Annotated in this window: 21 protein-coding genes and 2 pseudogenes; 14 read left to right on the forward strand and 9 right to left on the reverse strand. The window is 63.8% G+C overall.

Annotated elements, in window-relative coordinates:
- Positions 1–44: 44 nt before the first annotated feature.
- From EJA05_RS11165 to EJA05_RS11175, 3 genes are read right to left on the reverse strand one after another with little or no spacing between them, the layout of a single operon-like run.
- Entirely contained in the window at positions 45–326 is a 282-nt protein-coding gene (locus EJA05_RS11165) for a hypothetical protein (protein ID WP_125858280.1), read from the reverse strand.
- Positions 323–1039, reverse strand: coding sequence for a DUF4225 domain-containing protein (locus tag EJA05_RS11170; protein ID WP_125858281.1), 717 nt, complete (start codon positions 1037–1039; stop codon positions 323–325). Before EJA05_RS11170 ends, EJA05_RS11165 begins: the two co-directional genes overlap by 4 nt.
- The gene (locus EJA05_RS11175) at positions 1036–1521 is read right to left on the reverse strand and encodes an Hcp family type VI secretion system effector (RefSeq protein WP_125858282.1); all 486 of its coding nucleotides are present in this window, start codon (positions 1519–1521) and stop codon (positions 1036–1038) included. The genes EJA05_RS11170 and EJA05_RS11175 overlap by 4 nt, the downstream gene beginning before the upstream one ends.
- Before the next feature lie 364 nt (positions 1522–1885).
- Between EJA05_RS11175 and EJA05_RS11180 the strand changes: the two are divergent.
- The 3 genes and pseudogenes from EJA05_RS11180 to EJA05_RS28540 all read left to right on the forward strand — a co-directional run.
- Positions 1886–2266, forward strand: a pseudogene (locus tag EJA05_RS11180) (DMT family transporter); the annotation flags it as partial.
- Between the two features lie 72 nt (positions 2267–2338).
- Positions 2339–2896, forward strand: a pseudogene (locus EJA05_RS28535) (HD domain-containing protein); the annotation flags it as partial.
- Complete coding sequence (locus tag EJA05_RS28540; RefSeq protein ID WP_228711102.1) at positions 2894–3406, forward strand: GNAT family N-acetyltransferase; 513 nt, start codon at positions 2894–2896, stop codon at positions 3404–3406. The pseudogene EJA05_RS28535 and the gene EJA05_RS28540, both read left to right, overlap by 3 nt.
- A 132-nt stretch (positions 3407–3538) precedes the next feature.
- Here the strand turns inward: EJA05_RS28540 and dsdC are convergent, their stop codons facing one another.
- The 4 genes from dsdC to EJA05_RS11205 all read right to left on the reverse strand — a co-directional run bounded on the left by dsdC (position 3539) and on the right by EJA05_RS11205 (position 8137).
- Positions 3539–4480, reverse strand: a complete 942-nt coding sequence (dsdC, locus tag EJA05_RS11190) for a DNA-binding transcriptional regulator DsdC (protein WP_125858284.1) — start codon at positions 4478–4480, stop codon at positions 3539–3541.
- A 12-nt stretch (positions 4481–4492) separates the two neighbouring features.
- A complete protein-coding gene (locus tag EJA05_RS11195) occupies positions 4493–5827 on the reverse strand; it encodes a D-serine ammonia-lyase (protein ID WP_125858285.1) in 1335 nt (444 codons plus the stop codon).
- Positions 5828–5952: 125 nt separating this feature from the next.
- Positions 5953–7455, reverse strand: coding sequence for an MDR family MFS transporter (locus EJA05_RS11200; RefSeq protein WP_223811908.1), 1503 nt, complete (start codon positions 7453–7455; stop codon positions 5953–5955).
- 40 nt (positions 7456–7495) lie between these two features.
- Positions 7496–8137 carry a TetR/AcrR family transcriptional regulator gene (locus tag EJA05_RS11205; protein ID WP_125858287.1) on the reverse strand — a complete coding sequence of 214 codons (642 nt, stop codon included), beginning with the start codon at positions 8135–8137 and terminating at the stop codon, positions 7496–7498.
- 163 nt (positions 8138–8300) lie between these two features.
- Between EJA05_RS11205 and EJA05_RS11210 the strand changes: the two genes are divergently transcribed.
- Positions 8301–8741: a YMGG-like glycine zipper-containing protein gene (locus tag EJA05_RS11210; RefSeq protein ID WP_125858288.1), complete on the forward strand. Its 441-nt coding sequence runs from the start codon at positions 8301–8303 to the stop codon at positions 8739–8741.
- Here the strand turns inward: EJA05_RS11210 and EJA05_RS11215 are convergent.
- Positions 8731–9210 carry an isochorismatase family protein gene (locus EJA05_RS11215; RefSeq protein ID WP_125858289.1) on the reverse strand — a complete coding sequence of 160 codons (480 nt, stop codon included), beginning with the start codon at positions 9208–9210 and terminating at the stop codon, positions 8731–8733. The two genes, EJA05_RS11210 and EJA05_RS11215, sit on opposite strands and share 11 nt — an antisense overlap.
- 203 nt (positions 9211–9413) lie before the next feature.
- Here EJA05_RS11215 and EJA05_RS11220 point away from each other — a divergent pair, with 203 nt between their 5' ends.
- Together EJA05_RS11220 and EJA05_RS11225 are read left to right on the forward strand one after the other, a co-directional pair.
- Positions 9414–9980: a P-loop NTPase family protein gene (locus tag EJA05_RS11220; protein WP_125858290.1), complete on the forward strand. Its 567-nt coding sequence runs from the start codon at positions 9414–9416 to the stop codon at positions 9978–9980.
- A gap of 323 nt (positions 9981–10303) precedes the next feature.
- Entirely contained in the window at positions 10304–11554 is a 1251-nt protein-coding gene (locus EJA05_RS11225) for an IS256 family transposase (protein WP_125858291.1), read from the forward strand.
- Between the two features lie 88 nt (positions 11555–11642).
- On the opposite strand, the gene EJA05_RS11230 is transcribed toward EJA05_RS11225, so the two are convergent.
- Entirely contained in the window at positions 11643–12512 is an 870-nt protein-coding gene (locus tag EJA05_RS11230) for a LysR substrate-binding domain-containing protein (RefSeq protein WP_110995178.1), read from the reverse strand.
- A gap of 264 nt (positions 12513–12776) precedes the next feature.
- Here EJA05_RS11230 and EJA05_RS11235 point away from each other — a divergent pair, with 264 nt between their 5' ends.
- From EJA05_RS11235 to EJA05_RS11265, 8 genes are all read left to right on the forward strand, one after another.
- Positions 12777–14093 (forward strand): MFS transporter, encoded by a 1317-nt coding sequence (locus EJA05_RS11235; protein ID WP_125858292.1) that lies wholly within the window; start codon positions 12777–12779, stop codon positions 14091–14093.
- A 14-nt stretch (positions 14094–14107) separates the two neighbouring features.
- Positions 14108–15499: an FAD-dependent oxidoreductase gene (locus EJA05_RS11240; protein ID WP_125858293.1), complete on the forward strand. Its 1392-nt coding sequence runs from the start codon at positions 14108–14110 to the stop codon at positions 15497–15499.
- Positions 15500–15654: 155 nt separating this feature from the next.
- On the forward strand, positions 15655–16365 hold the full coding sequence (locus EJA05_RS11245; RefSeq protein ID WP_125858294.1) for a YebC/PmpR family DNA-binding transcriptional regulator: 711 nt from the start codon (positions 15655–15657) through the stop codon (positions 16363–16365).
- A gap of 119 nt (positions 16366–16484) precedes the next feature.
- Complete coding sequence (locus tag EJA05_RS11250; protein ID WP_125858295.1) at positions 16485–17429, forward strand: LysR family transcriptional regulator; 945 nt, start codon at positions 16485–16487, stop codon at positions 17427–17429.
- Between the two features lie 189 nt (positions 17430–17618).
- Positions 17619–19031 (forward strand): DOPA decarboxylase, encoded by a 1413-nt coding sequence (locus EJA05_RS11255; protein WP_125858296.1) that lies wholly within the window; start codon positions 17619–17621, stop codon positions 19029–19031.
- Between the two features lie 235 nt (positions 19032–19266).
- Entirely contained in the window at positions 19267–19641 is a 375-nt protein-coding gene (locus EJA05_RS28370; RefSeq protein WP_223811909.1) for a PAAR domain-containing protein, read from the forward strand.
- Positions 19638–20672, forward strand: a complete 1035-nt coding sequence (locus tag EJA05_RS11260) for a hypothetical protein (RefSeq protein ID WP_223811910.1) — start codon at positions 19638–19640, stop codon at positions 20670–20672. The genes EJA05_RS28370 and EJA05_RS11260 overlap by 4 nt, the downstream gene beginning before the upstream one ends.
- Positions 20669–21049 carry a hypothetical protein gene (locus EJA05_RS11265; protein ID WP_125858297.1) on the forward strand — a complete coding sequence of 127 codons (381 nt, stop codon included), beginning with the start codon at positions 20669–20671 and terminating at the stop codon, positions 21047–21049. The genes EJA05_RS11260 and EJA05_RS11265 overlap by 4 nt, the downstream gene beginning before the upstream one ends.
- The last annotated feature ends 32 nt before the right edge of the window (positions 21050–21081 follow it).

Raw genomic sequence — 21081 nt, forward strand, 5'->3', positions numbered from 1 at the left:
CATCTTGTCTTTTAACCTTTCGTCTCAGAGCCTGCGTCCATGGGTCAGCGCAAACGAGTGGCCCATATATGGAACAGAATCATCGCCAGGCAAACACCTTGCAGCACCATCAGTTCACGTAAAAAATCATCCCCATATTCAATTTCAACGTAAATGTCAGAGCTGCTATTTATTACGATCAAATATAATCCGCCCGCAACTGAAGCGAACATGTAGCTAGCTAATTGCCAGGCTCCTCCACTTTCCACTAGAAATACCGAGTGCCGCAGCCACAGAGTGAGAAAAATATCCAGCAGTACGATTGAGAAAAATTGCAGAAATGTCACTCTTTTGTCTCTTTATAGAATTCGTGTGCCGTGTTCGCATTGACCACTGATTCGGTAGTGAGCGCTCCCTTGCCCATTTGCCGAACGGCCATCTCCTTGTCGATGCGATGGTATTTGAACAGCTTCCAACCACCCGGTTTGACCACAGGACGTGCTAGGCCACCCATTGACAGCAAGAAGTCGCTGCCCAGATATGCCAGGTTTCCCTCGCGCTTGGTATATCCCATTTTCTCTGCCGCCCCCTGATATACCTTCCTTACAGGTCCTTGCACATCACCATTACCTTCATAGAGACCTCTTGCGTTTTCATAGAGGTTGTTACCACCGTGTGCAATCAAAGGGGCTCCCACAAGTGCACACAGTAAACCCATCGATCCATAACAAATGCTGGCGCCAGTGATAACCTGCCCGGCGCCACCAATGACGCTCAGCGACTGGGACAGGATTCGTGCGGATTGTGACTTCAGGCTGTTCTTCTCGGCACGTAGCGTCTCTAGGCCATCCTGTGGACTGATCTTCCGCTCGTAAACATCATTCACTACCCGCCGCGCGTAATAAGCCAACTCCCGATTGAACTGCATTCGCAACCGCCGATCGCTCAGGTGTTTAGCACTAATCCCACAGCCATAGCTGATCAACCGAGACGCCGCCGCATTCACCTCCCAACACGCCTCATCCAGCCGCTCGCCATATTCTTCGTCACGCTGGCTCATAGCTGCTCACCCCAGCTGGCGTACCCGGTGGTACCGGCGGCGTGGTGAATCCAGCTGATGGTCCGATAGCTGATCAGCAGCCGCTCCTCGGCGTCCTGGTCGGTCAAGAGCACCGCATGGGGCACATCCATTTCCTGGCTGACGATCACCGCACCCTCCAGCCTCACGGAGAAGTACTTCTCCCGATGGCCTGCCGGATGAATGCGGTACAGCTGGATATCGCAGTCGAGCACTTCCCGGCTGTCCACGGCCTGGGCCAGCAAGGGCGTGGACTTGTCGATGAGCTTGGTGACCTCAACGGGGTGGTGGATGCCGCGCTGGGTGTTGTCCGGGTTGGAAATGCCGTGGCTGAACGACATCACCGTGATCTCGTCCTGGTGCGCGACCTGGCACCTGTTGCCGATGGACGCCTGGGTATTGCAGCCTGACGAAATCAAACCTTGCCGCTTGCCGGTGATGCTCATGTATCCGTTGAAAGCCATGGCTGCACTCCTTGTAGAGAAAGGATCGCAGCCTACGAAAACACTCAGGGCGTGTATGCCGGGCGCGTCTGAATTATCCGGCCTTCGCAGAACGCTTTGTTTATCGGGCCTGGGTGCTAGGGGTGATTGGCCGTGGCCGAACAAGCCTCAGCAATCTTGCGCCAGCCACAAATCCTGGGGCCGCTGCGCGCCCCTATCGCGACACAAGGCCGCTCCTACCAGGGGGGGCGTTTATCTGGCCAAGGGCTATGTCGCTCCCCGCCACCGCGTACGTCGCATTCAGACAAGCACGCGTCTTTGCCAATCTGCTCCCGCCACTGGCAAAACCGAATATTTGATCCATCGGTCAACCCTGCGCCACGGGCTGGCAGTGGCCAACCGCCGTCGCCCGGCGGGCATGAACGCCCTGCAGGTGTCGTTCTGGCAGAACCTGGTGGTGGCGATCGTCGTGGCGCCGCTTGCCTTCAGCCACCTGGCCACCAGCAGCCTGAGCGCCTCGGACTGGATCAACCTGGCGCTGCTGGGGGTGTTCTGCACCGGGCTTTCGCAGTTCCTGTTCGTCAAGAGCCTGGACGGGCTCCAGGCGCGCACGGCGGGCATGATCATCGCCCTGGAGCCGGTGTACGCCATTGCCTGCGCCTGGTGGCTGTTCGGCGAACAGCCGTCGCTGCGCATGGCGGCGGGCGCGGCGCTGATCGTGCTGGCCACGGTATTCTGCGCCTGGCGCAAGGCACCGAGCCACTGAGCCGGCAACACCCTCTACCTGCCCGGGCGCGCATGGTTTATGGTGCCAGGCTGCAATCTGGAGGGTAACGACATGGACATCGACAAACTGCACGGCCGCCTGGAGTTCCTGCGCCAGGCGGAGCAGCTCAAAAGCGTGCTCAGAAGCGCGCACACTTCGTCCGGGCGGGCCGAGAGCACCGCCGAGCACACCTGGCGCCTGTGCCTGATGGCCATTACCTTCGCCGACGAACTGGCCGGCCTGGACCTGCTCAAGGTGCTCAGGATGTGTGTCATCCATGACCTGGGCGAAGCCATCCATGGTGATGTCCCGGCCATCAGCAAGCATGCGTTCCCCGACAAGAGCGAGCAGGAACGCACCGACCTGAAGACGCTGCTGTCCAGCCTGGACGCGCCGCTGCAGGCCGAGCTGCTGGCGCTGTGGGAAGACTACGAAGCCGCGGCCTCGCCGGAAGCCCAGGCGGTGAAGGCGCTGGACAAACTCGAAACCCTGCTGCAGCACAACCAGGGCCGCAACCCGCCGGATTTCGACTACGCCTTCAACCTGAGCTACGGCAAGCACTACACAGCGGCCACCCCGCTGTTCGCGGCGCTGCGCCAGCTGATCGACGCCGACACCCGCAGCAACCTGCACTCGAACCTCAACATTCGTGACGAGCAGCCCGGCGATATCGACGCCATCAGCCGGCTGACCGAGGCGGCCTTCGCCAACGCCGAACATAGCAGCCACACCGAGCAGTTCATCGTCACGGCGCTACGCAAGGCCGGGCAGCTCACGGTGTCGCTGGTTGCCGAGGAGGGTGGGGCGCTGGTCGGCCATGTCGCCATTTCCCCGGTGACGATTACATCCGGCGCCAACGGTTGGTTCGGCCTGGGGCCGATTTCCGTGGCGCCGTCGCGCCAGGGCCAGGGCATTGGCACGGCGTTGATGCAGGCCGCGTTGGCCGAGCTGCGGCGCCAGGGTGGTCAGGGCTGTGTGGTGCTGGGTGATCCGGCCTACTACGGGCGTTTCGGCTTCAAGGCCGAGCCGGCGCTGGTGCTGCCGGGTGTGCCGGCGGAGTACTTCCAGGCCCTCACCCTGGCCGGGCCGATACCCAGCGGCCAGGTGAGCTATCACCCGGCGTTCGAAGCACAGGCCTGAGCGCGCCCGCGCAGGGTGGCACGGGCTTCGCCCGTGTTCGCGGGGCAAGCCCGCTCCCACAGGGATCGCGCTAGCTTTAGCAGTTGAGTAAGACAGTTGCTCCTACAAAGAACATGCAATGCCTACGAGCGATCAGCCGCTTCCCATGGCCGTTTGCTGCAACCACTCGATCAGCACCTGCAACCGCCGTGGCATCGGCTCGTGGGGCGGGTGCACCAGGTAATAGCCGCAGCGGTCCGCCGCGACGAAGTCGCCAAACGGCAATATCAGCTCGCCGTTGGCGATACGTGCCTTGACCAACTGTTCACGGCCAATGGCGATGCCGGCATGGTTCACCGCAGCCAGGCTGCACAGGTCGGAGCGGTCGAAGGTGAGGAAGCGCGCCGGCAGCGGTACATCCAGCGCCATGCGCTGCAACCACGCGCGCCATTCGGCATCGTGCGCCGCGTTGTCCCAGGCCGCGACATCGTGCAGCAAGGTACAGCCGCCCAACCCCTGGATGCCGCCCTGCAGCCCATGGCGCCGGGCGTATTCGGGCGAGCACACCGGCGCGATCCGCTCCGCCATCAGCGGCGTGCTGACCAACCCCGGGTAATGCCCGTCCGAATAGCACAGCGCCAGGTCGACCTTGCGGGTGCGGTAGTCGATGCTCTCGTTGCCGACGCGGATGTCCAGCTGGATATCCGGGTACTGCATCGTGAACTCGGCCAGCCGCGGCACCAGCCAGCACTGCGCCACCGAGGGCCGCACATACAAGGTCAGTTGCCCTGCCACCTGGCCATGGGCACGCTCGCGTACGGCTTCAGACAGCGCATCCATGGTGCGCTGCATGATCTGGAACACGCGCTCGCCGTCCTCGGTAAGCGTGACCCTGCGCGGCAAACGGTGGAACAGCTTGAGCGCCAGCTGCTGCTCCAGCCGGCCGATCCGATGGCTCACCGCGCTGGCGGTCAGGCACAGCTCGTCGGCCGCCCGGGCAAAACTCAGGTGCCGGGCCGCAACCAGAAAGGTGTGCAGGTTGGCCAGGTGCGCGCCATTGAGTTTCGGCGCGAGCAGGTGGGCGGGGGCGGGCATGGGCGCTCCTGTTCAGCTTCGCGCTTTGGCGAGGTAAGCGGCATATTCGTCGGCAGGCACCATGCTGCCGCCGGTGCCCCATACCAGGTGCGTGGCCCTGGCCATGCGCGCAGGCGTCAAGCCGTTGCGCTGCAGGTAATCCGCCGCGCCCAGCACCTGCAGCAGGCCCGGCACGCCGGCCAGCGCCGAGGGTTCCAGGCGCGCCTGCTCAAGGTCGTGGGCCAGGGCCAGCAGGCGATACAGTTCTTCATCGGTGACGGTGAAGTAGCCATCGATCAGCCGCTGCATGGCCTTGCCGACGAACCCGGAAGGCCGGCCCACCGCCAGGCCATCGGCGGCGGTGAGGTTGTCGATGCCGAAGTCCTGCACGCTGACCGCGTCGTGCAGCCCGGTGTACACCCCCAGCAGCATGCACGGCGAATGGGTCGGTTCGGCGAACAGGCAATGCACATGGTCACCGAATACCAGCTTCAAGCCGAACGCCACGCCGCCAGGCCCGCCGCCCACGCCGCAGGGCAGGTAGACGAACAGCGGGTGTTCGGCATCCACGCAGATTTGCGCTTGTGCGAACTGCCTGGCCAGGCGCTCGGCGGCCACGGCGTAGCCAAGGAACAGGTGCGGCGAGTTCTCGTCGTCGACGAAGTAGCAGGCCGGGTCAGCTTCGGCTTGTTGGCGCCCTTGCTCCACCGCCACGCTGTAGTCCGAGGCGTATTCGATCACCGTCACGCCATGGCTGCGCAGCTTGTCCTTCTTCCACTGACGGGCATCGGCCGACATATGCACGGTCGCCTGGAAGCCCAGCCGGGCGCTCATGATGCCGATGGACAGGCCCAGGTTGCCGGTGGAGCCGACGGCCACCTTGTACTGCCCGAAGAACGCCCGCGCCTGGTCACTGGCCAGCGCCCGGTAGTCGCTGTCCAGGGTGATCAGCCCGGCAGCCAGCGCCAGGTCCTCGGCATGCTTGAGCACTTCGTGGATACCGCCGCGAGCCTTGATCGAGCCGGAGATCGGCAGCTCGCTGTCGGCCTTGAGCCACAATGCGCCGCTGGGCGGCAGGCCGGCCTCCTGCTGCAGGGCGCGCTGCAGGTTGGGCAGCGGCCGGATCGGCGACTCGATGATGCCGCCGCTGGCCGCCGTGTCCGGGAACACCGTGGCCAGGTAGGGCGCGAAGCGCGCGAGCCGGGCGCTGGCGGCGGCAACGTCGGCGGCGTCCAGGCCGACATCGTGCAGCGCCTGGGCGGCCGGGGCGATGCCGGGGTTGAACCAGCGGGTCGGCTGCAAGGCCACCAGTTCGCGGATCAGGGGGTGGCTCTGGCACCAGGCTTCAAGCGTTTTTCCGAGAATCATGAGTAGTTCCTGGGTTGTTCCGTGCGAGGTGTCGTTGTTTTCGCGCATTAGAGCGTAGCGCCACGGGGCCGGACAAACGATCGATCGTCAGGCCATGCATGACCGGGTGTCATGTGTCGCGGTGGTCAAGCCAGTGCCTTGCGCAACGGCACTTCACGCAGCAGCCAGCTCAGCGCGAACGCCAGGCAGGTGATCAGGCAGGCCACGAGGAACACCCCATGCATCGCCCCGGAGAAGGCGACGAGGTAGGCCTGTTGCAGGGGCGCGGCCAGGGCATGCACCTGCTCGGGTGACAGGCTGGTCGGCGCCGGGGTGTCGGCCGGGAACGCCTGTGCCAGGCGTTCGAGCAGCGCATGGGAGAACAGCGCGCCGAACACTGACACGCCGATGGCGCCGCCGATCGAGCGGAACAGCGTCGCCCCCGAGGTGGCCACGCCCATATGGCGCGGCTCGACGCTGTTCTGCACGGCCAGCACCAGCACTTGCATGACCATCCCCAGGCCCGCGCCGAGCAAGCCCATGTACAGGTTCATCACCGCCATCGGCGTGTGCTCGTCGAGCCGGCTGAGCAAGGCCAGGGCAATCGCCTGCAGCAAGGTGCCGAGGATCGGGAACATCCGGTAGCGCCCCCAGCGGCTGATCAGCCGCCCGGTGATGGCCGACACCACCAGCAGTCCGCCCATCAGCGGCAGCATCTGCAGCCCGGCACTGGTCGGCGTCGCGTTTTTCACCACCTGCAGGTACAGCGGCAGGAAGGTCACCGAGCCGAACAGCGACATGCCGACGATGAAGCCGATCAGCCCGGCCAGGGCGAAGGTGCGGTGACGGAACAGGTGCAGTGGCATGATCGGCTCGGCGGCACGGCGCTGTTCATGGATGAAGCCCACCAGGCCGATCAGCGCGAACAGCGCCAGGCACAGGATGTCGAGGGAGCCCCACGCCAGCAGGTTGCCGCCAAGGCTGGTGATCAGCACCACGCAGGCCAGGGTCAAGGTGAGGAAGCACGCGCCAAGGTAGTCGATCACATGCTTCACCCGCGCCGCGTGCGGGCGGAACACGCTGCCGATCACCAGCAGCGCCAGCAGGCCCAGGGGCAGGTTGATGTAGAAGATCCAGCGCCACGACAGCTGCTCGACCAGAAAGCCGCCGATCAGCGGCCCGACCACCGTGGCCAGGCCGAACACGCCACCGAACAGGCCCTGGTAGCGACCGCGCTCGGCGGGTGGGATCACATCGCCGATGGCGGCCATCGCCACTACCATCAGCCCGCCACCGCCCAACCCTTGCAAGGCGCGCAGCAGCACCAGCTCGGTCATGTTCTGGGCCACGCCGCACAGTGCCGAGCCCGCCAGAAACAGCACGATGGCCACCTGCAACACGCGCTTGCGGCCATACAGGTCGCCGAACTTGCCGTACAGCGGCACCACCACGGTGGAGGCCAGCAGGTAGGCGGTGACCACCCAGGACAACCAGCGCAGCCCGCCCAGTTCGCTGACGATGGTGGGCAGGGCGGTGGAGACGATGGTCTGGTCCAGTGCGGCGAGGAACATCACCAGCAGCAGGGCGCCGAGCAGCAAGGGAATCGGCGGGTGAGCATCGTGTTCGAGGGCAGTGGACGGGGTTGTCATGGGTTGGCCTGGGCGAGGGGAGAGTGGCATGGGCAAGGGGTCAGCGACCTTGGCCGGCGTCGCGCAGGCCGGCTAGGGCGAAGCGGTACAGCTGCTCGCAGACTTCGGCGGCGGGCATGCCGAGGATTTCCTGCACGGCCCCGGAGCCGCCACGCGGACCGATCAGCAGCATCGCCCAGGGGGCGGTGACGCAGAGGATGCAGCGGGTCAGGGCTGGGTCGTCGAGGGCGAGGCCGCTGATCTCGCTGAACAGCCCCTTGAGCAGCATGAGCTTTTGCGGCGCCGTGCCCTGCAAGGCCTGGCCATGGCTGCTGGGGGTGAGCAGTTCGGCGGCAAGCACCCGCAGGTGCCAGCTGCCCCGGCCTGAACTGGCCTTGTGCACCACCTGCTCGATCAGTGCGCGCAGTTTGTCCGTGGCCGGCTGAGGGGCCTGGAGGATGCGCTGCAGGTTGCTGATATCGAGGAAGCGCCGACGCGCTTCGTCGAGCACCGCCTGGTACAGGCCGTTGCGGCTGCCGAAGTGGTAGTTGATCGAGGCCAGGTCGACTTCGGCTTTGGCGGCCACCGCCTTGTTGCTGGACTCGGCGAAACCCTGGGCGGCAAACAGCTCGCCGGCGGCTTCGAGAATGCGCGTGCGGGTGGCTTCACCGTCCTTGCGCGGTTCGCGGGGGGCTGTGGCCATGGTCGGGCTCCGAGGGTGGGTCGTGGCCGGAGCTTGCGCGGGTCTAAATTTAAATTCAATTTAAATTTATTTCAGGGTGACGAGAGGTCGCTGCCCGGCGGCCTTGCAGGGTGCAGACGGGCCTATTCTGTCAGTCGGCACTTCAATCGAGTGGAGGTGGAACATGCGATCAGTCACATGGGGCTGCCTGCTGTTGCTGCTGGCGGCAGCGGCCCAGGCCCAGACCGTCACGCCGCTCAAGGGCCAGAGCAGCCAGCAGATGCAGCAGGACATGGCCGACTGTAATAGTGTCGTCAGCAGTTCGACGACTGGCAGTGCGCATGTCGGTGGTCGGGTCAAGGGTGCCGCCGCCGGGGCGGTGGCGGGCGCTGCGGGTGCCCAGGTGCGCGGCAACCAGCACGACGAGGTATACGACCGTATGAGCGACGACGCCAAGCAGCAGTACCGGCAGAACCGCGCCGGCGAAACGGCTGCTGCCGGTGCCGCCGTGGGTGGCATGCGCCAACGCCAGGAGCGTCGTCAGGACCGCCGCGGCCAGGGCGAGGCCCAGGCCAGTGCCTACAGTGGTTGCCTGCAGGGGCGGGGGTATCAGGTCAGCCCTTGAGCCCGGCGATCACTTCGGCGGCGGTGGTGACCTGGCCGAAGTGGTGTTGCCACAGGCTGATGCCCAACTGCCCCGAGCGGTCCAGCGAAGAGCCCATGGTGAGGTCGGTGATCAGGGTCGGGCACAGCCCCGCATCGAACAGGGCGAAGCCTGCGGCCAGCACGCAGGTTTCGGTCTGCAGGCCGCACACCAGCACGCGCTCGACACCCAGGCCCTTGAGGTACTCGAGGGTTTCGGCGGTTTGCCCGTAGCCGTGCTTGACGAACACCTTGTCGGCCTCGACCAGTGCCACGTCCTCTCTGGCCGGGTGCCAGCCGAGCTGGCGCTGGAACGGCGTGGCCTGTTCGTCGTGCAGTTCGATCGAGGCGACGGTGGGGATGTGTGCCGACAGCGCGCGGATGCCGTCCACCAGCTTTTCCGAAGGGCTGAAGGTGGATTGCACGTCGACGATGAGCAGGGCTTGCCGCATGAATGGGTCCGGTCCGGGTTGCAGGGGCGAGGAGTATAACGTCGTGCCGCGATCACCGCCGAAGGCTTCTATGCTGATCCTGTCCTGTAGCAAAACCCTGTGGCTTCACCTGGCATTTCGCGAGCAACGGCTTGTGGCAGCCGCTGTGCAGCGCCATGCCCCGGCGTTACACTCGCCGGCTTTTTTGCAGCGAGGGAATGCATATGCAGCGCATCGTGATACTGGGCAATTCCGGTAGCGGCAAATCGACTTTGGCACGGGCTATCGGCGAGCGTTTGGGGTTGCCGGTGGTGCACCTGGACCGGTTGTTCTGGTCGCCGGGCTGGGTGGAGCCGGAGGCCGAGGTGTTCCGTGATCAGGTGCGCTCGGCGCTGGCGCAGGATGCGTGGGTGTGCGAGGGCAACTATGCGCGGCGTACGTTCGACCTGCGGTTGCCGCGGGCGGACTTGATCATCTGGCTGGATACGCCGCGCTGGGTGTGCCTGAAGCGGGTGGTGCTGCGGTCGTTGAGCCGGCGGCCGCGGGCTGACTTGCCGGCTGGCTGCAGTGAGCGGTTGAACTGGGAGTTTGTGCAGTTCTTGAAGTTTGTCTGGGGGTTCGATGGGGCCTACCGGCGGGGGATCGAGGCGATGCGGGTGGCGATTGGGCCTGGGGTGCCTGTGGTTCATTTGCGGGGGCGGCGGGAGATTGCGGGGTTTCTTGGGGAGGTAGATGGGGCTGGCGGGAAGGGGGTAATTGGTGATGGGATGCAGGGGCGGCGTTCGGTTTGATGGCGGGATTTTGCCGTTAGATATTTTGCGGTTAGGTTGTTAATCAGTTAATCAGTTAATCAGTTAGTCAGTTAATCAGTTAGTCAGTTAGTCAGTTAGTCAGTTAGTCAGTTTACTGGTTGCTCTGTTGCTCTGTTGCTCTGTTGCTCTGTTGCTCTGTTGTTCTGTTGTTCTGTTGTTCTGTTGTTCTGTTGTTCTGTTGTTTGGTTGGTTGGTTGGCTGGCTGTTTTTATATTTGTATGTGCATTCATTTGCGATGTCGACGCTTAGTGAGGGTGTCAGAAATTTTGTGTTCGGGCATAACATGAGTAAGAGGTGCATGCATGCCAACCAAAAAGAAACCGCTTCGAGAGTTACCGAAGGTCCCGAAAGAGCTGCTTGAACAGTTTTCCGCAACCCCACTGATGACCGCAGAGGCTATCGAAGAGGCCTCTGCCGCCTTCAAGAAAGCGCTGATCGAGCGGGCCCTGAACGCCGAACTTGGCCATCACCTGGGCTATCCTCCGGGCGCGCAGCGCCCAGAGGATGAGACCAACCAGCGCAATGGCACGAGTGGCAAGACAGTGCTGACAGGCGATGGCCCGCTACGGCTGGATATCCCTCGGGACCGTGACGGCAGCTTCTCGCCCATTCTGATCCCCAAGCATGAGCGCCGTTACACCGGATTCGATGACAAAATCATCGCCATGTACGCCCGTGGAATGACGGTCAGAGAGATCCGGGCCTTCCTGCCCGAGCAGTATGGAACCGACGTTTCACCCGATTTCATCAGCTCTGTGACAGACGAGGTCATGGAAGAGATTGGCGCGTGGCAACAGCGGCCACTGGAGCCGATGTACCCGGTCATTTTCTTCGATGCACTGCGGGTGAAGATCCGCGAAGAAGGCCTGGTTCGCAACAAGGCCATTTACTTGGCCCTGGGCGTTCTCCCCGACGGGACGCGCGATATCCTGGGCATCTGGATCGAGAACACCGAGGGTGCGAAGTTTTGGATGAAGGTCTTTAACGATCTCAAGACGCGCGGTGTTGAAGATGTGCTGATTGCCGTGACCGATGGCCTCAAAGGTATGCCAGAGGCTCTCAGTGCCGTGTTTCCAGAGACGACGTTGCAAACGTGCATCGTGCACCTGATCCGCAACAGCCTCGACTACGCGGCCTGGGACAAGCGGCGGGCTCTGGCCAAGGAGCTGAAGCCGATTTACCAAGCCATCAATGCCGAAGCGGCTGAGCAAGCACTCGATGAGTTTGAGAACGGGCCGTGGGGCGAGAAATATCCGACGGTGGTGGCTGCTTGGCGACGGGCTTGGGATCGCGTGATTCCATTCTTTGTTTTCCCGCCCGCCATCCGAAAGGTGATCTATACCACCAACGCCATCGAGAGCATCAATGCCCAGCTACGCAAGGTCATCAAGACTCGCGGACATTTCCCGAATGATGATGCAGCGACCAAACTGATTTGGCTGGGATTGCGCAACATCACAGCCAATTGGGGAAAACCGGCCCATGACTGGAAAAGCGCGATGAATCAATTTGCGATTCTGTACGGAGATCGGTTCATCAGGCCAGCCTGGTGAAAATCAGGGCCTGCCTAACGGCAGGCCGTTACCGGCCCGCACACAAAAAATCTGACAGTCCCCGAACCCGAAACCGAACCCAAAAACCTCACCCCCCCTCCCGCACCATCTCCAAAAACGTCGCCACCACCCGCCGCGTCCGCTGCTCGCTCAAACACACCAACGTCTCCGTCAAATGCCGCTGACAATCGACAATCGGCAACGCACACACCCGCGCATCAGCCCCAAACTCCGCCGCCGAAACCACCCCAACCCCAATCCCCACCACCACCGCCTCCCGCGCCGCCTCACGCCCCTCCACCTGGATCGCCGAACGAATCCGCAACCCCGCCCGCTGCATTTCCTCCTCCAGCGTCTGCCGCGTCACCGACCCAGGCTCACGCAGCACCAACGGCGTGTCATCCAGGTCCGCCAGGCTGATCGACCCCCGGCTGGCCCATGGATGCTGGTGCGACACGAACGCCACCATCGGGTCACGTCGCATCGGCACGCAAAACAGACGTTCATCGTCGACATCGCGCCCCAACAGGGCCAGGTCAGCCTGGTAGCTGAACAGCCGGGCCAGCGACTCGTCGGTATTGCCCGTCTCGATCTTCACCTGAATCCCCGGGTAGCGCTGGCAGAACCGGGCTATCTGCGGCAGCACATGCACCGGCGCATCCACCGCCAGCGTCAAGCTGCCGGTGTGCAGGGCGCGCGAGTCCTGCAGCAACTCGACGGCCTCGGCCTCGCAGGCGAACAGCCGCTGGGTCACCCCCAGCAGGCGCTCGCCCAGGTCGGTCAACTGCACCGAACGCTTGTTGCGCTGGAACAGCAGCACACCGTAACGCTCCTCCAGCTTGCGCACCTGGTCGGACACCGCCGGCTGGGTCAGGAACAGCTTCTGCGCCGCGCGGGTGAAGCTGCCTTGTTCGGCGACCGCATGAAAGGCTTTGAGTTGAGCGTGGGAAACCGACATCGAGCACTCCGCTTACAAGCTGGGCTTATGAGTGAAATACGATAAATCGATTTTATTTATCAGTCAGCAGCTGTTTCCATGTGTTTCAACCCGACGCCATCGCCACAAGCGGTGGCGCCGGGCCATGGCCTCGCCCCGGTCACGCTAGACCGCTGCCGCCATCTGACCAAGTGACGTCCCTCCGTCACGCAGTGCGCACCACAACAACAAGACAGGCGTTTCTTCACATTCTGCCGGCACACTCACGCAAGAGGTCAGAGTCAAATGAATCAATCCCTGGGCGCCATCAAGCGTTGGCGCATGCAGATCTTCGCGATCACCTGGCTGGCTTACGCCGCCTTCTACTTCACCCGCAAAGCCTTCTCGGTGGCCAAGCTCGGCATCGGCGAAGACCCGACTTTCATGCTCGACAAGGCCGCCATGGCCAACCTCGACGCCATCTACCTGACTGCCTACGCCGTGGGCCAGTTCACCTGGGGCATGCTCGCCGACCGTTTCGGCCCGCGTGTGGTGGTGCTCGGCGGGCTGCTGATCTCGGCAGCCGCGGCGGTGGTGATGGGCAGCTACGCGACCTTCCCGATCTTCGCCACCTGCATGCTGATCCAGGGCCTGGCCCAGTCCACCGGCTGGGCCGGGCTGTGCAAGAACATCGGCAGCTTCTTCCCGGCCTCCCAGCGCGGGCGGGTGCTGGGGTTGTGGAGCTCGTGCTACGCCTTCGGCGGCCTGGTGGCTTCGCCGTTCGCCGGCTGGTGGGCCTACACCCTGGTCGGTACCTGGCACGCGGCATTCTTCTCCAGCGCCGTGGTGGTGGCCCTGGTTGCCGTGCTGTTCTTCATCTTCCAGCGCAACAAGCCCGAAGACGTCGGCCTGCCGGCGGTTGAGCCAGAGCCGCAAAGCATGGCGCCGGGGGGCAGCCTGTGCAGCGTCTGGGCGCCGCTGCGCGAGATCCTGCGCAACCGCACGGTGCTCACCCTGGGCCTGGCCTACTTCATGTTGAAGCCGGCGCGCTACGCCATCCTGCTGTGGGGCCCGGTGATCGTCTTCGAACAGATGCCCTCGGTGGGCAAGGTCGGCGCGGCGATCATCCCCACCGCCTTCGAGCTGGCCGGGTTGCTTGGCCCGATCATCATCGGCCTGGCCTCGGACAAGTTGTTCGGTGCCCGGCGCATGCCGGCCTGCGTGATCAGCCTGCTGCTGCTGACCATGGCCCTGGCCGGCTTCATGGCGGCCATGCACAGCGGCAGCGTGGTGCTGGTGGTGGCCTTGCTGTTCGTCATGGGCCTGACCCTGTATGGCCCCGACTCGATGATCAGCGGCGCGGCGGCCATCGACTTCGGTACGGCCAAGGCCGGCGCCACCGCAGCTGGCTTCGTCAACGGCTGCGGTTCGGTGGGCGCGGTGCTCGGCGGCCTGCTGCCGGGGTATTTCGACAGTGTCACGGTGTTCATCGTCTTCGCCGGCACCGCGCTGTTCTCCGCTCTGGTGCTGATCCCGCACTGGAACAGCCGCCCGGCCAGCACCACTGCGGCCAATGACGTGGCCCCCAACACCAGCATGGCGATCAAGCCACTGCGTACTTGAAGGAAAGCAAAGCGATGAGACCGTTCTGGCTGCAACAGGCGCTGGACCAGGAAAACGAGGCCCCATGCCCCCCCTTGCAGGGCGACGCACGCTGCGATGTGTGCATCGTCGGCGGCGGCTACACCGGGCTGTGGACCGCGTTGATGATCAAGGAACAAGCGCCGCAGCTGGATGTGCTGCTGATCGAGGCGGATATCTGCGGTGCCGGGGCCAGCGGGCGCAATGGTGGTTGTGCGCTGTCCTGGTCAGCCAAGTACTTCACCCTGGAGCGTCTGTTCGGGGTGCAGGAGGCGGTGCGCCTGGTCAGCGAGTCGGAACGCAGCATCGCGGCCATCGGCGCGTTCTGCGCCGACAACGGCATCCGCTGCGATTTCCGCATGGACGGCACCCTGTACACCGCCACCAACCCGGCCCAGGTTGGTGGCACCGATGCGGTGATCGCGGCGCTGGAACGGCGCGGTATCAACTCGTTCCAGCGCCTTGAGCTTGCGCAGTTGCAGCGCCTGGCGGGCTCCGAGCGCCACCTGGAGGGCTGGTACTCACCGGCCGCCGCCACCGTGCAGCCCGGGCGGCTGGTGCGCGGCTTGCGCCGGGTTGCCCTGCAGCGCGGCGTGCGCATCCACGAGGGCACGGCGATGACCGGGCTGGAGCACGGGGCCCCGGCGCAGGTGCGTACTCGCACCGGCACCATTCGCGCCGACCGCGTGGTACTGGGCCTCAACGCCTGGATGGCGCGGGCCTTCCCACAGTTCGAGCGCAGCGTGGCGATCGTTTCCAGCGACATGGTCATCACCGAGCCGTGCCCGGAACTGTTGCGCCAGATCGGCCTGGACAGCGGTGTCAGCGTGCTCGACTCGCGAATCTTCGTGCACTACTACCACAACACGTCCGATGGTCGGCTGATGCTCGGCAAGGGCGGCAATACCTTCGCCTATGGCGGGCGCATGTTGCCGGTGTTCGACCAGCCATCGCCGTATCAGCCGCTGTTGCGCGAGAGCCTGGCCGATTTCTTCCCGGCCCTGGCCGAGGTGCCGCTGGCGGCGAGCTGGAACGGGCCTTCCGACCGCTCTGTCACCGGCCTGCCGTTCTTTGGCCGGCTCGATGGGCAGGGCAACGTGTTCTATGGCTTCGGCTATTCGGGCAGCGGGGTAGGGCCGTGCCACATGGGCGGGCAAATTCTGTCGTCCCTGGCCCTGGGCCTGGACAACCCCTGGACCCGCTCGCCGTTGATCAAGGGGCCGCTGGGGCAGTTCCCGCCGGAACCGATTCGCTACCTGGGCTCGCTGATGGTGCGCAATGCCATCCGGCGCAAGGAGCACGCCGAAGACCGTGGCGCCAGGCCGCGGCGGCTGGATGTGCGGCTGGCCAAATTCGCGGCGGCGGCGGGCAAGGCCGACAAAGGCTAATGCAGATTAGGGCCTTTCGCAGGCACTGTGGGAGCGGGTTTACCCGCGAAGAAGCAGATGCGATTTCTTGTCGATCCACAGCGTTTGGGCGTATAAACTCTCCCCACTTTTGGCCGGTCGCTTCCTGAACCGGCCCTTGAAACAAGAGAGTTGAAATGGGCGCACAGTGGAAAGCCAAGCATAGAGAGACCGCGGCCAACGCCAAGGGCAAGATCATGGGCAAGCTGGCCAAGGAGATCCAGATCGCCGCCAAATCCGGCGCCGACCCGGACATGAACCCGCGCCTGCGCCTGGCCATCGTCCAGGCCAAGAAAGCCTCGATGACCCGTGAGACCCTGGAGCGCGCGATCAAGAAAGGCGCAGGCCTGGACGGCGAGGCCGTGCAGTACCATGCGGTCAGCTACGAAGGCTTCGCCCCGCACCAGGTGCCGTTGATCGTCGAGTGCCTGACAGACAACGTCAACCGTACCGTGGCCCAGATCCGCGTGCTGTTCCGCAAGGGCCAACTCGGTGCCAGCGGCTCGGTGGCCTGGGACTTCAACCACGTCGGCTTGATCGAGGCCACCCCGGAAGGCGACGCCGACCCGGAAATGGCGGCCATCGAAGCCGGTGCCCAGGACTTCGAGGACGGCGAGGAAGAGGGTTCGACCCTGTTCATCACCGACACCACCGACCTCGACGCCGTGCAAAAGGCCCTGCCTGAGCACGGTTTCACCGTCACTTCGGCGAAGATCGGCTACACCCCGAAGAACCCGGTAAGCGCCGCCAGCCTGAGCGCTGAAGCGCTGGCCGAGGTCGAAGCGTTCCTCGAAGCGATCGACGAGAACGAAGACGTGCAGAACGTCTATGTCGGCCTGACCGAGTAACTCTGGGGCCGCGTTGCGGCCCAATCGCCGGCAAGCCGGCTCCCACAGGAATGTGCAAGTCCCTGTGGGAGCCGGCTTGCCGGCGATTGGGCCAGCGCATTCAACAACAGGCCACCTGCATGCACCCCACCTTCGCCTCCCTCAGCCTCGCCCACCTGCGCACCCTCGACTGCCTCTTGCAGCTGAAAAACCTCAGCCATGCCGCCGAGCGCCTGGGCTGCAGCCAGCCCGCACTGAGCCGCCAGTTGGCGCACCTGCGCGAAGCCTTCGGCGACCCGCTGCTGGTGCGCCAGGGCCGTGGCTACGTGCTCAGCGAGCACGCCGAGGCGCTGGTGCAGCCGCTGCGTCAGGTGCTCGAAGAACTCAATGCCCTGCGCCAACCGGCGGCCTTCGACCCGGCCCGCTGCGAGCGACGCTTCTGCCTGGCGGCCTCAGACTACGTGGCCGAACACATGCTGCCGCAGTTGGTGGCGGCGCTTGAGCAGGAGGCGCCGGGGGTGTCGCTGGAGTACCGCACCTGGCAGGCCGGGCAATACGCCTTGCTCGCCAGTGGCGAGATCGACCTGGCCACCACGCTGTTCGACGAATCGCCGCCCAACCTTCACGGCCGCCTGCTTGGCGAAGACCGCGCGGTGTGCCTGATGCGCCATGATCACCCGCTCACCGCGCAGGCCGCACTGAGCCAGGACGACTACCTGGCCTGCAAGCACGTGCGGGTCTCCGGCGGCGGCGACAAGGACAGCTTCATCGACCGCCACCTGCGGGCCCAGGACTTGCAGCGGCGGATCAGCCTGGAGGTGCCGTTCTTCAGTGCCATGGTGCCGGTGATCGGCAACGGCCAGGCGCTGGCCACGGTGCCCGAGCATATCGCCCGCCAGCTGGCCCGCCTGCATGGCCTGGCCTGGCGGCCCTTGGGCTTCGTCGAGCATACCCAGCGCTACTGGGTGGTGTGGCACCAGCGCCTGCAGGCCTCGGCCGAGCACCGCTGGCTGCGCAACCGGGTGTTCGAGCTCTGGCGCCAGTCGCAGTTCGGCGTGCAGGGCGGGCATGCGCCTTTGCCATAGGAGCTATGCGCGAAGCGGGGTTATTCGTGAGGCCATGGCGGCCTAGACTGGTCGGCATTGTGTTGTCTGCGCCGGCCTCATCGCTGGCAAGCCAGCTCCCACCAGGCTCGAGCCAATACCTGTGGGAGCTGGCTTGCCAGCGATGAGGCCGGAACAGGCAGCCAAAGCCAGCAGCCAAGGAGCCCGCCTGTGACCCCCGAACAATTCCGCCAACACGGCCACCAACTGATCGACCTGATCGCCGACTACCGCCAGACCGTCGCCGAACGCCCGGTAATGGCCCAGGTCGAGCCCGGCTACCTCAAAGCCGCCTTGCCGGCCACCGCACCGCAGCAGGCCGAGCCCTTCGCCGCCATCCTCAAGGACGTTGACCAACTGCTGATGCCCGGCCTGTCCCATTGGCAGCACCCGGACTTCTACGGCTACTTCCCCTCCAACGGCACCCTGTCGTCGGTGCTGGGTGACTTCCTCAGTACCGGCCTGGGCGTGCTCGGCCTGTCCTGGCAGTCCAGCCCGGCCCTGAGCGAGCTGGAAGAGACCACCCTGGACTGGTTGCGCCAGCTGCTGGGGCTGTCCAGCCAGTGGAGCGGGGTGATCCAGGACACCGCCTCCACCAGCACCCTGGTGGCGTTGATCTGCGCCCGCGAGCGCGCCACCGACCATGCCCAGGTGCGCGGCGGCCTGCAGGCCCAGGCCAAACCGCTGATCGTCTACGTCAGCGCCCACGCCCACAGTTCGGTGGACAAGGCCGCGCTGCTGGCCGGTTTCGGCCGCGACAACATTCGCCTGATCGCCACCGACGAGCAGTTCGCCATGCGCCCGGAGGCGCTGCGCGAGGCCATCGAACAAGACATCGCCGCCGGCAACCAGCCCTGTGCCGTGGTCGCCACCACCGGCACCACCACCACCACCGCGCTCGACCCGCTGCGCCCGATCGGCGAGATCGCCCAGGCCCATGGCCTGTGGCTGCATGTCGACTCGGCCATGGCTGGCTCGGCGATGATCCTCCCCGAATGCCGTTGGATGTGGGACGGCATCGAGCTGGCCGACTCGGTGGTGGTCAACGCGCACAAGTGGCTGGGCGTGGCCTTCGACTGCTCCATTTACTATGTCCGTGACCCGCAGCACCTGATCCGAGTGATGAGCACCAACCCCAGCTACCTGCAGTCGGCGGTCGATGGCGAGGTGAAGAACCTGCGCGACTGGGGCATCCCGTTGGGCCGCCGGTTCCGCGCGCTGAAGCTGTGGTTCATGCTGCGCAGCGAAGGCGTCGAGGCCCTGCAGCAACGCCTGCGCCGCGACCTGGACAATGCCCGCTGGCTGGCGGAGCAGGTCGAAGCCTCGGCTGAATGGGAACTGCTGGCGCCGGTGCAATTGCAGACCCTGTGCATCCGCCACTGCCCGGCGGGGCTGGCGGGCGACGCACTGGATGCGCATACCCGTGGCTGGGCCGACCGGTTGAACGCATCGGGCGATGCCTATGTCACCCCGGCCACCCTGAACGGCCGCTGGATGGTGCGGGTGTCGGTGGGCGCGCTGCCGACCGAGCGCGAGCATGTGCAGCGGTTGTGGTCAGGTTTGCAGGCTGTTGTGATGCGCTGACAAGAGCAAGATTCGATAGGCCAGGGGCCTAGACCTCAGATCAATACCGAGTCGTCAGCGGTTTGAATGAGCAGGCCCCTAAGCTGCTGGTATGCACTACTTGAGATCGCATCTAGTGATATTTGCCATCCAAATCTCTAAGTTTCGTAGGACCTTTCTCAAGCTAATCGGCGGCCGAGAATAGACCACTTCATGTTGCTAGCGTGCGGGCTTTCATTCCCAAGGAAGCAGCACCATGAGTCCGCGCATGAACATCCTCGGCAAAGGCCAGGGGCTGGATGGAGACCTCACCAGCACCGGCGCCACCTGCCTTGCCACCCAAGCTCGGGGCACCACCTATGGTCGCCGTTGGCTGCTCGAAGGCGACAAAACTACCCCCTGCCCACGGTGCGGCAAGGAAGGCAAGATCATCGACGGCGAATCACGCTGGTGTCAGGATGGCATCCCCGCCGCAGTCGACGGCACCCCAGTGGAATGCGGGTGTACGCCAGGCAGTAACCATGTCCTCGCCCCCTTGGACCAAAGGTTGCTGCACATACAGTTCCGTCACCACGAACCGTTGCAGCTAGCCCGCACATGGCGTCCGCATATCAGCCTCGACACCCTATGAGTAACGTGGCGGCCCATGCTGTCTCAACGGTTCCTGATGGGCTGGAGCCCGGCTTTCATATCGTGCAGCACGGCACTTCGTTCCCTCAACTGCTCATGAAGCTGTTCGACAAGCATGGGTCAGTGCCCGTGGCCCGTCTGCAGCGGTTGAATCCGACCTTCAATCAAGGTTTCAAAGCGGGCGAGATATTCGTGATCGGCGACCCGAGTAACGGGGATGCCTGTACCCGCGAAGAGGCCCATTTGATGGCAGCGGCCGAGCGGGCACGGGAGGCATTGGCCGATGTGGGCCATGACCAAGCGAACTTCATGATGCGCAATCACGCTGAGATCGCAAGCTTGCTCAGTGATGTGAGCCTATCGATGGGCGTTGCTCAAGCGATGATGACCAAGTCGCCCGAAGAATTGCAAACCACCTTGCGCTACATAGAAAAACTGCATCAACAGCAGTTTCTCGAGCACGGCCATTTGAAAAGTCCGGAGTTTTTCAATCAGCGCAAAAAACTCTTCCAGCAACTGGATGCGCAGCTGAAGATGAGCTTCCTCAACAAACATATGGATTTGGGCAGCCATGAAAGCCTGCGGCGAGGCTTGGGCATATCCAGCAAAAGTCTGATCCATCACTGGAGCAAAGCGGGTGCGCCAGGGGCTATTCCAGGGTACGCCACACACCTGGATAAACTGGCGAGACTGTCTCGTTACCTGAAAAATGGAGGACGTGCGGGTATTGTGATTGGCGGAGCATCATCTTTTCTGAAAATCAAGGAGGCCTGTCGTGCCAATGAGACAGAGGCCTGCAAAAAGATTCGCTTTACTGAGGCGGGGAGTTTTACATTCGGCCTCGGCGGTGGGGTAATGGGCGGTACGCTCGGAAAGGGTGGCGCTCTGTTTGTCTGCCTGGGCTTAGGCCCAGTCAGTGCCACCGCGTGCAGTCTCGTCATGGTTGGCGCCGGCTCGCTGGCAGGTAGCATGGGTGGAATGAAAGGAGGGGAGATGCTTGGTGAGATTATCTACGAGTACATAGAAGAATGAGTGAGTTTTGGCGTAGCGGTTGGGGTATGGCGCTTATGGTCACACCGTTTCTGATTGGGCTCTCGGGCGTCGCCTTGCATGCTCAGTTGGCATGTTCGCGTGATTTCCAGACACTCCTTAGATCGCTGGAGAAAAGCCCCGGAGTTCCATGGCTAGTAAACTTATGGGGGCGCAACGGATTTTATTCTCGTATGTCGTTAGTGTGTGGCATAGCTGGCATGATTTTCTGCCCTGATCACTGCATCAGAAAAGGAGCGCTGGATATCACCGACTATGAAAAGTTTCCGCGGCGGCTCAAGAAGCGTCTGAATATAGCTTCAACCCTGCTTATCGTTGGTTTTTCGTGGTTCATGTTGGTGGTCGTGCTGATGGAGTGAGCGAAAGCAATCATGACAACTTAACGCGGGTA

Origin of the sequence: Pseudomonas oryziphila (assembly GCF_003940825.1) — a bacterium.
Taxonomy (GTDB): Bacteria; Pseudomonadota; Gammaproteobacteria; order Pseudomonadales; family Pseudomonadaceae; genus Aquipseudomonas; species Aquipseudomonas sichuanensis.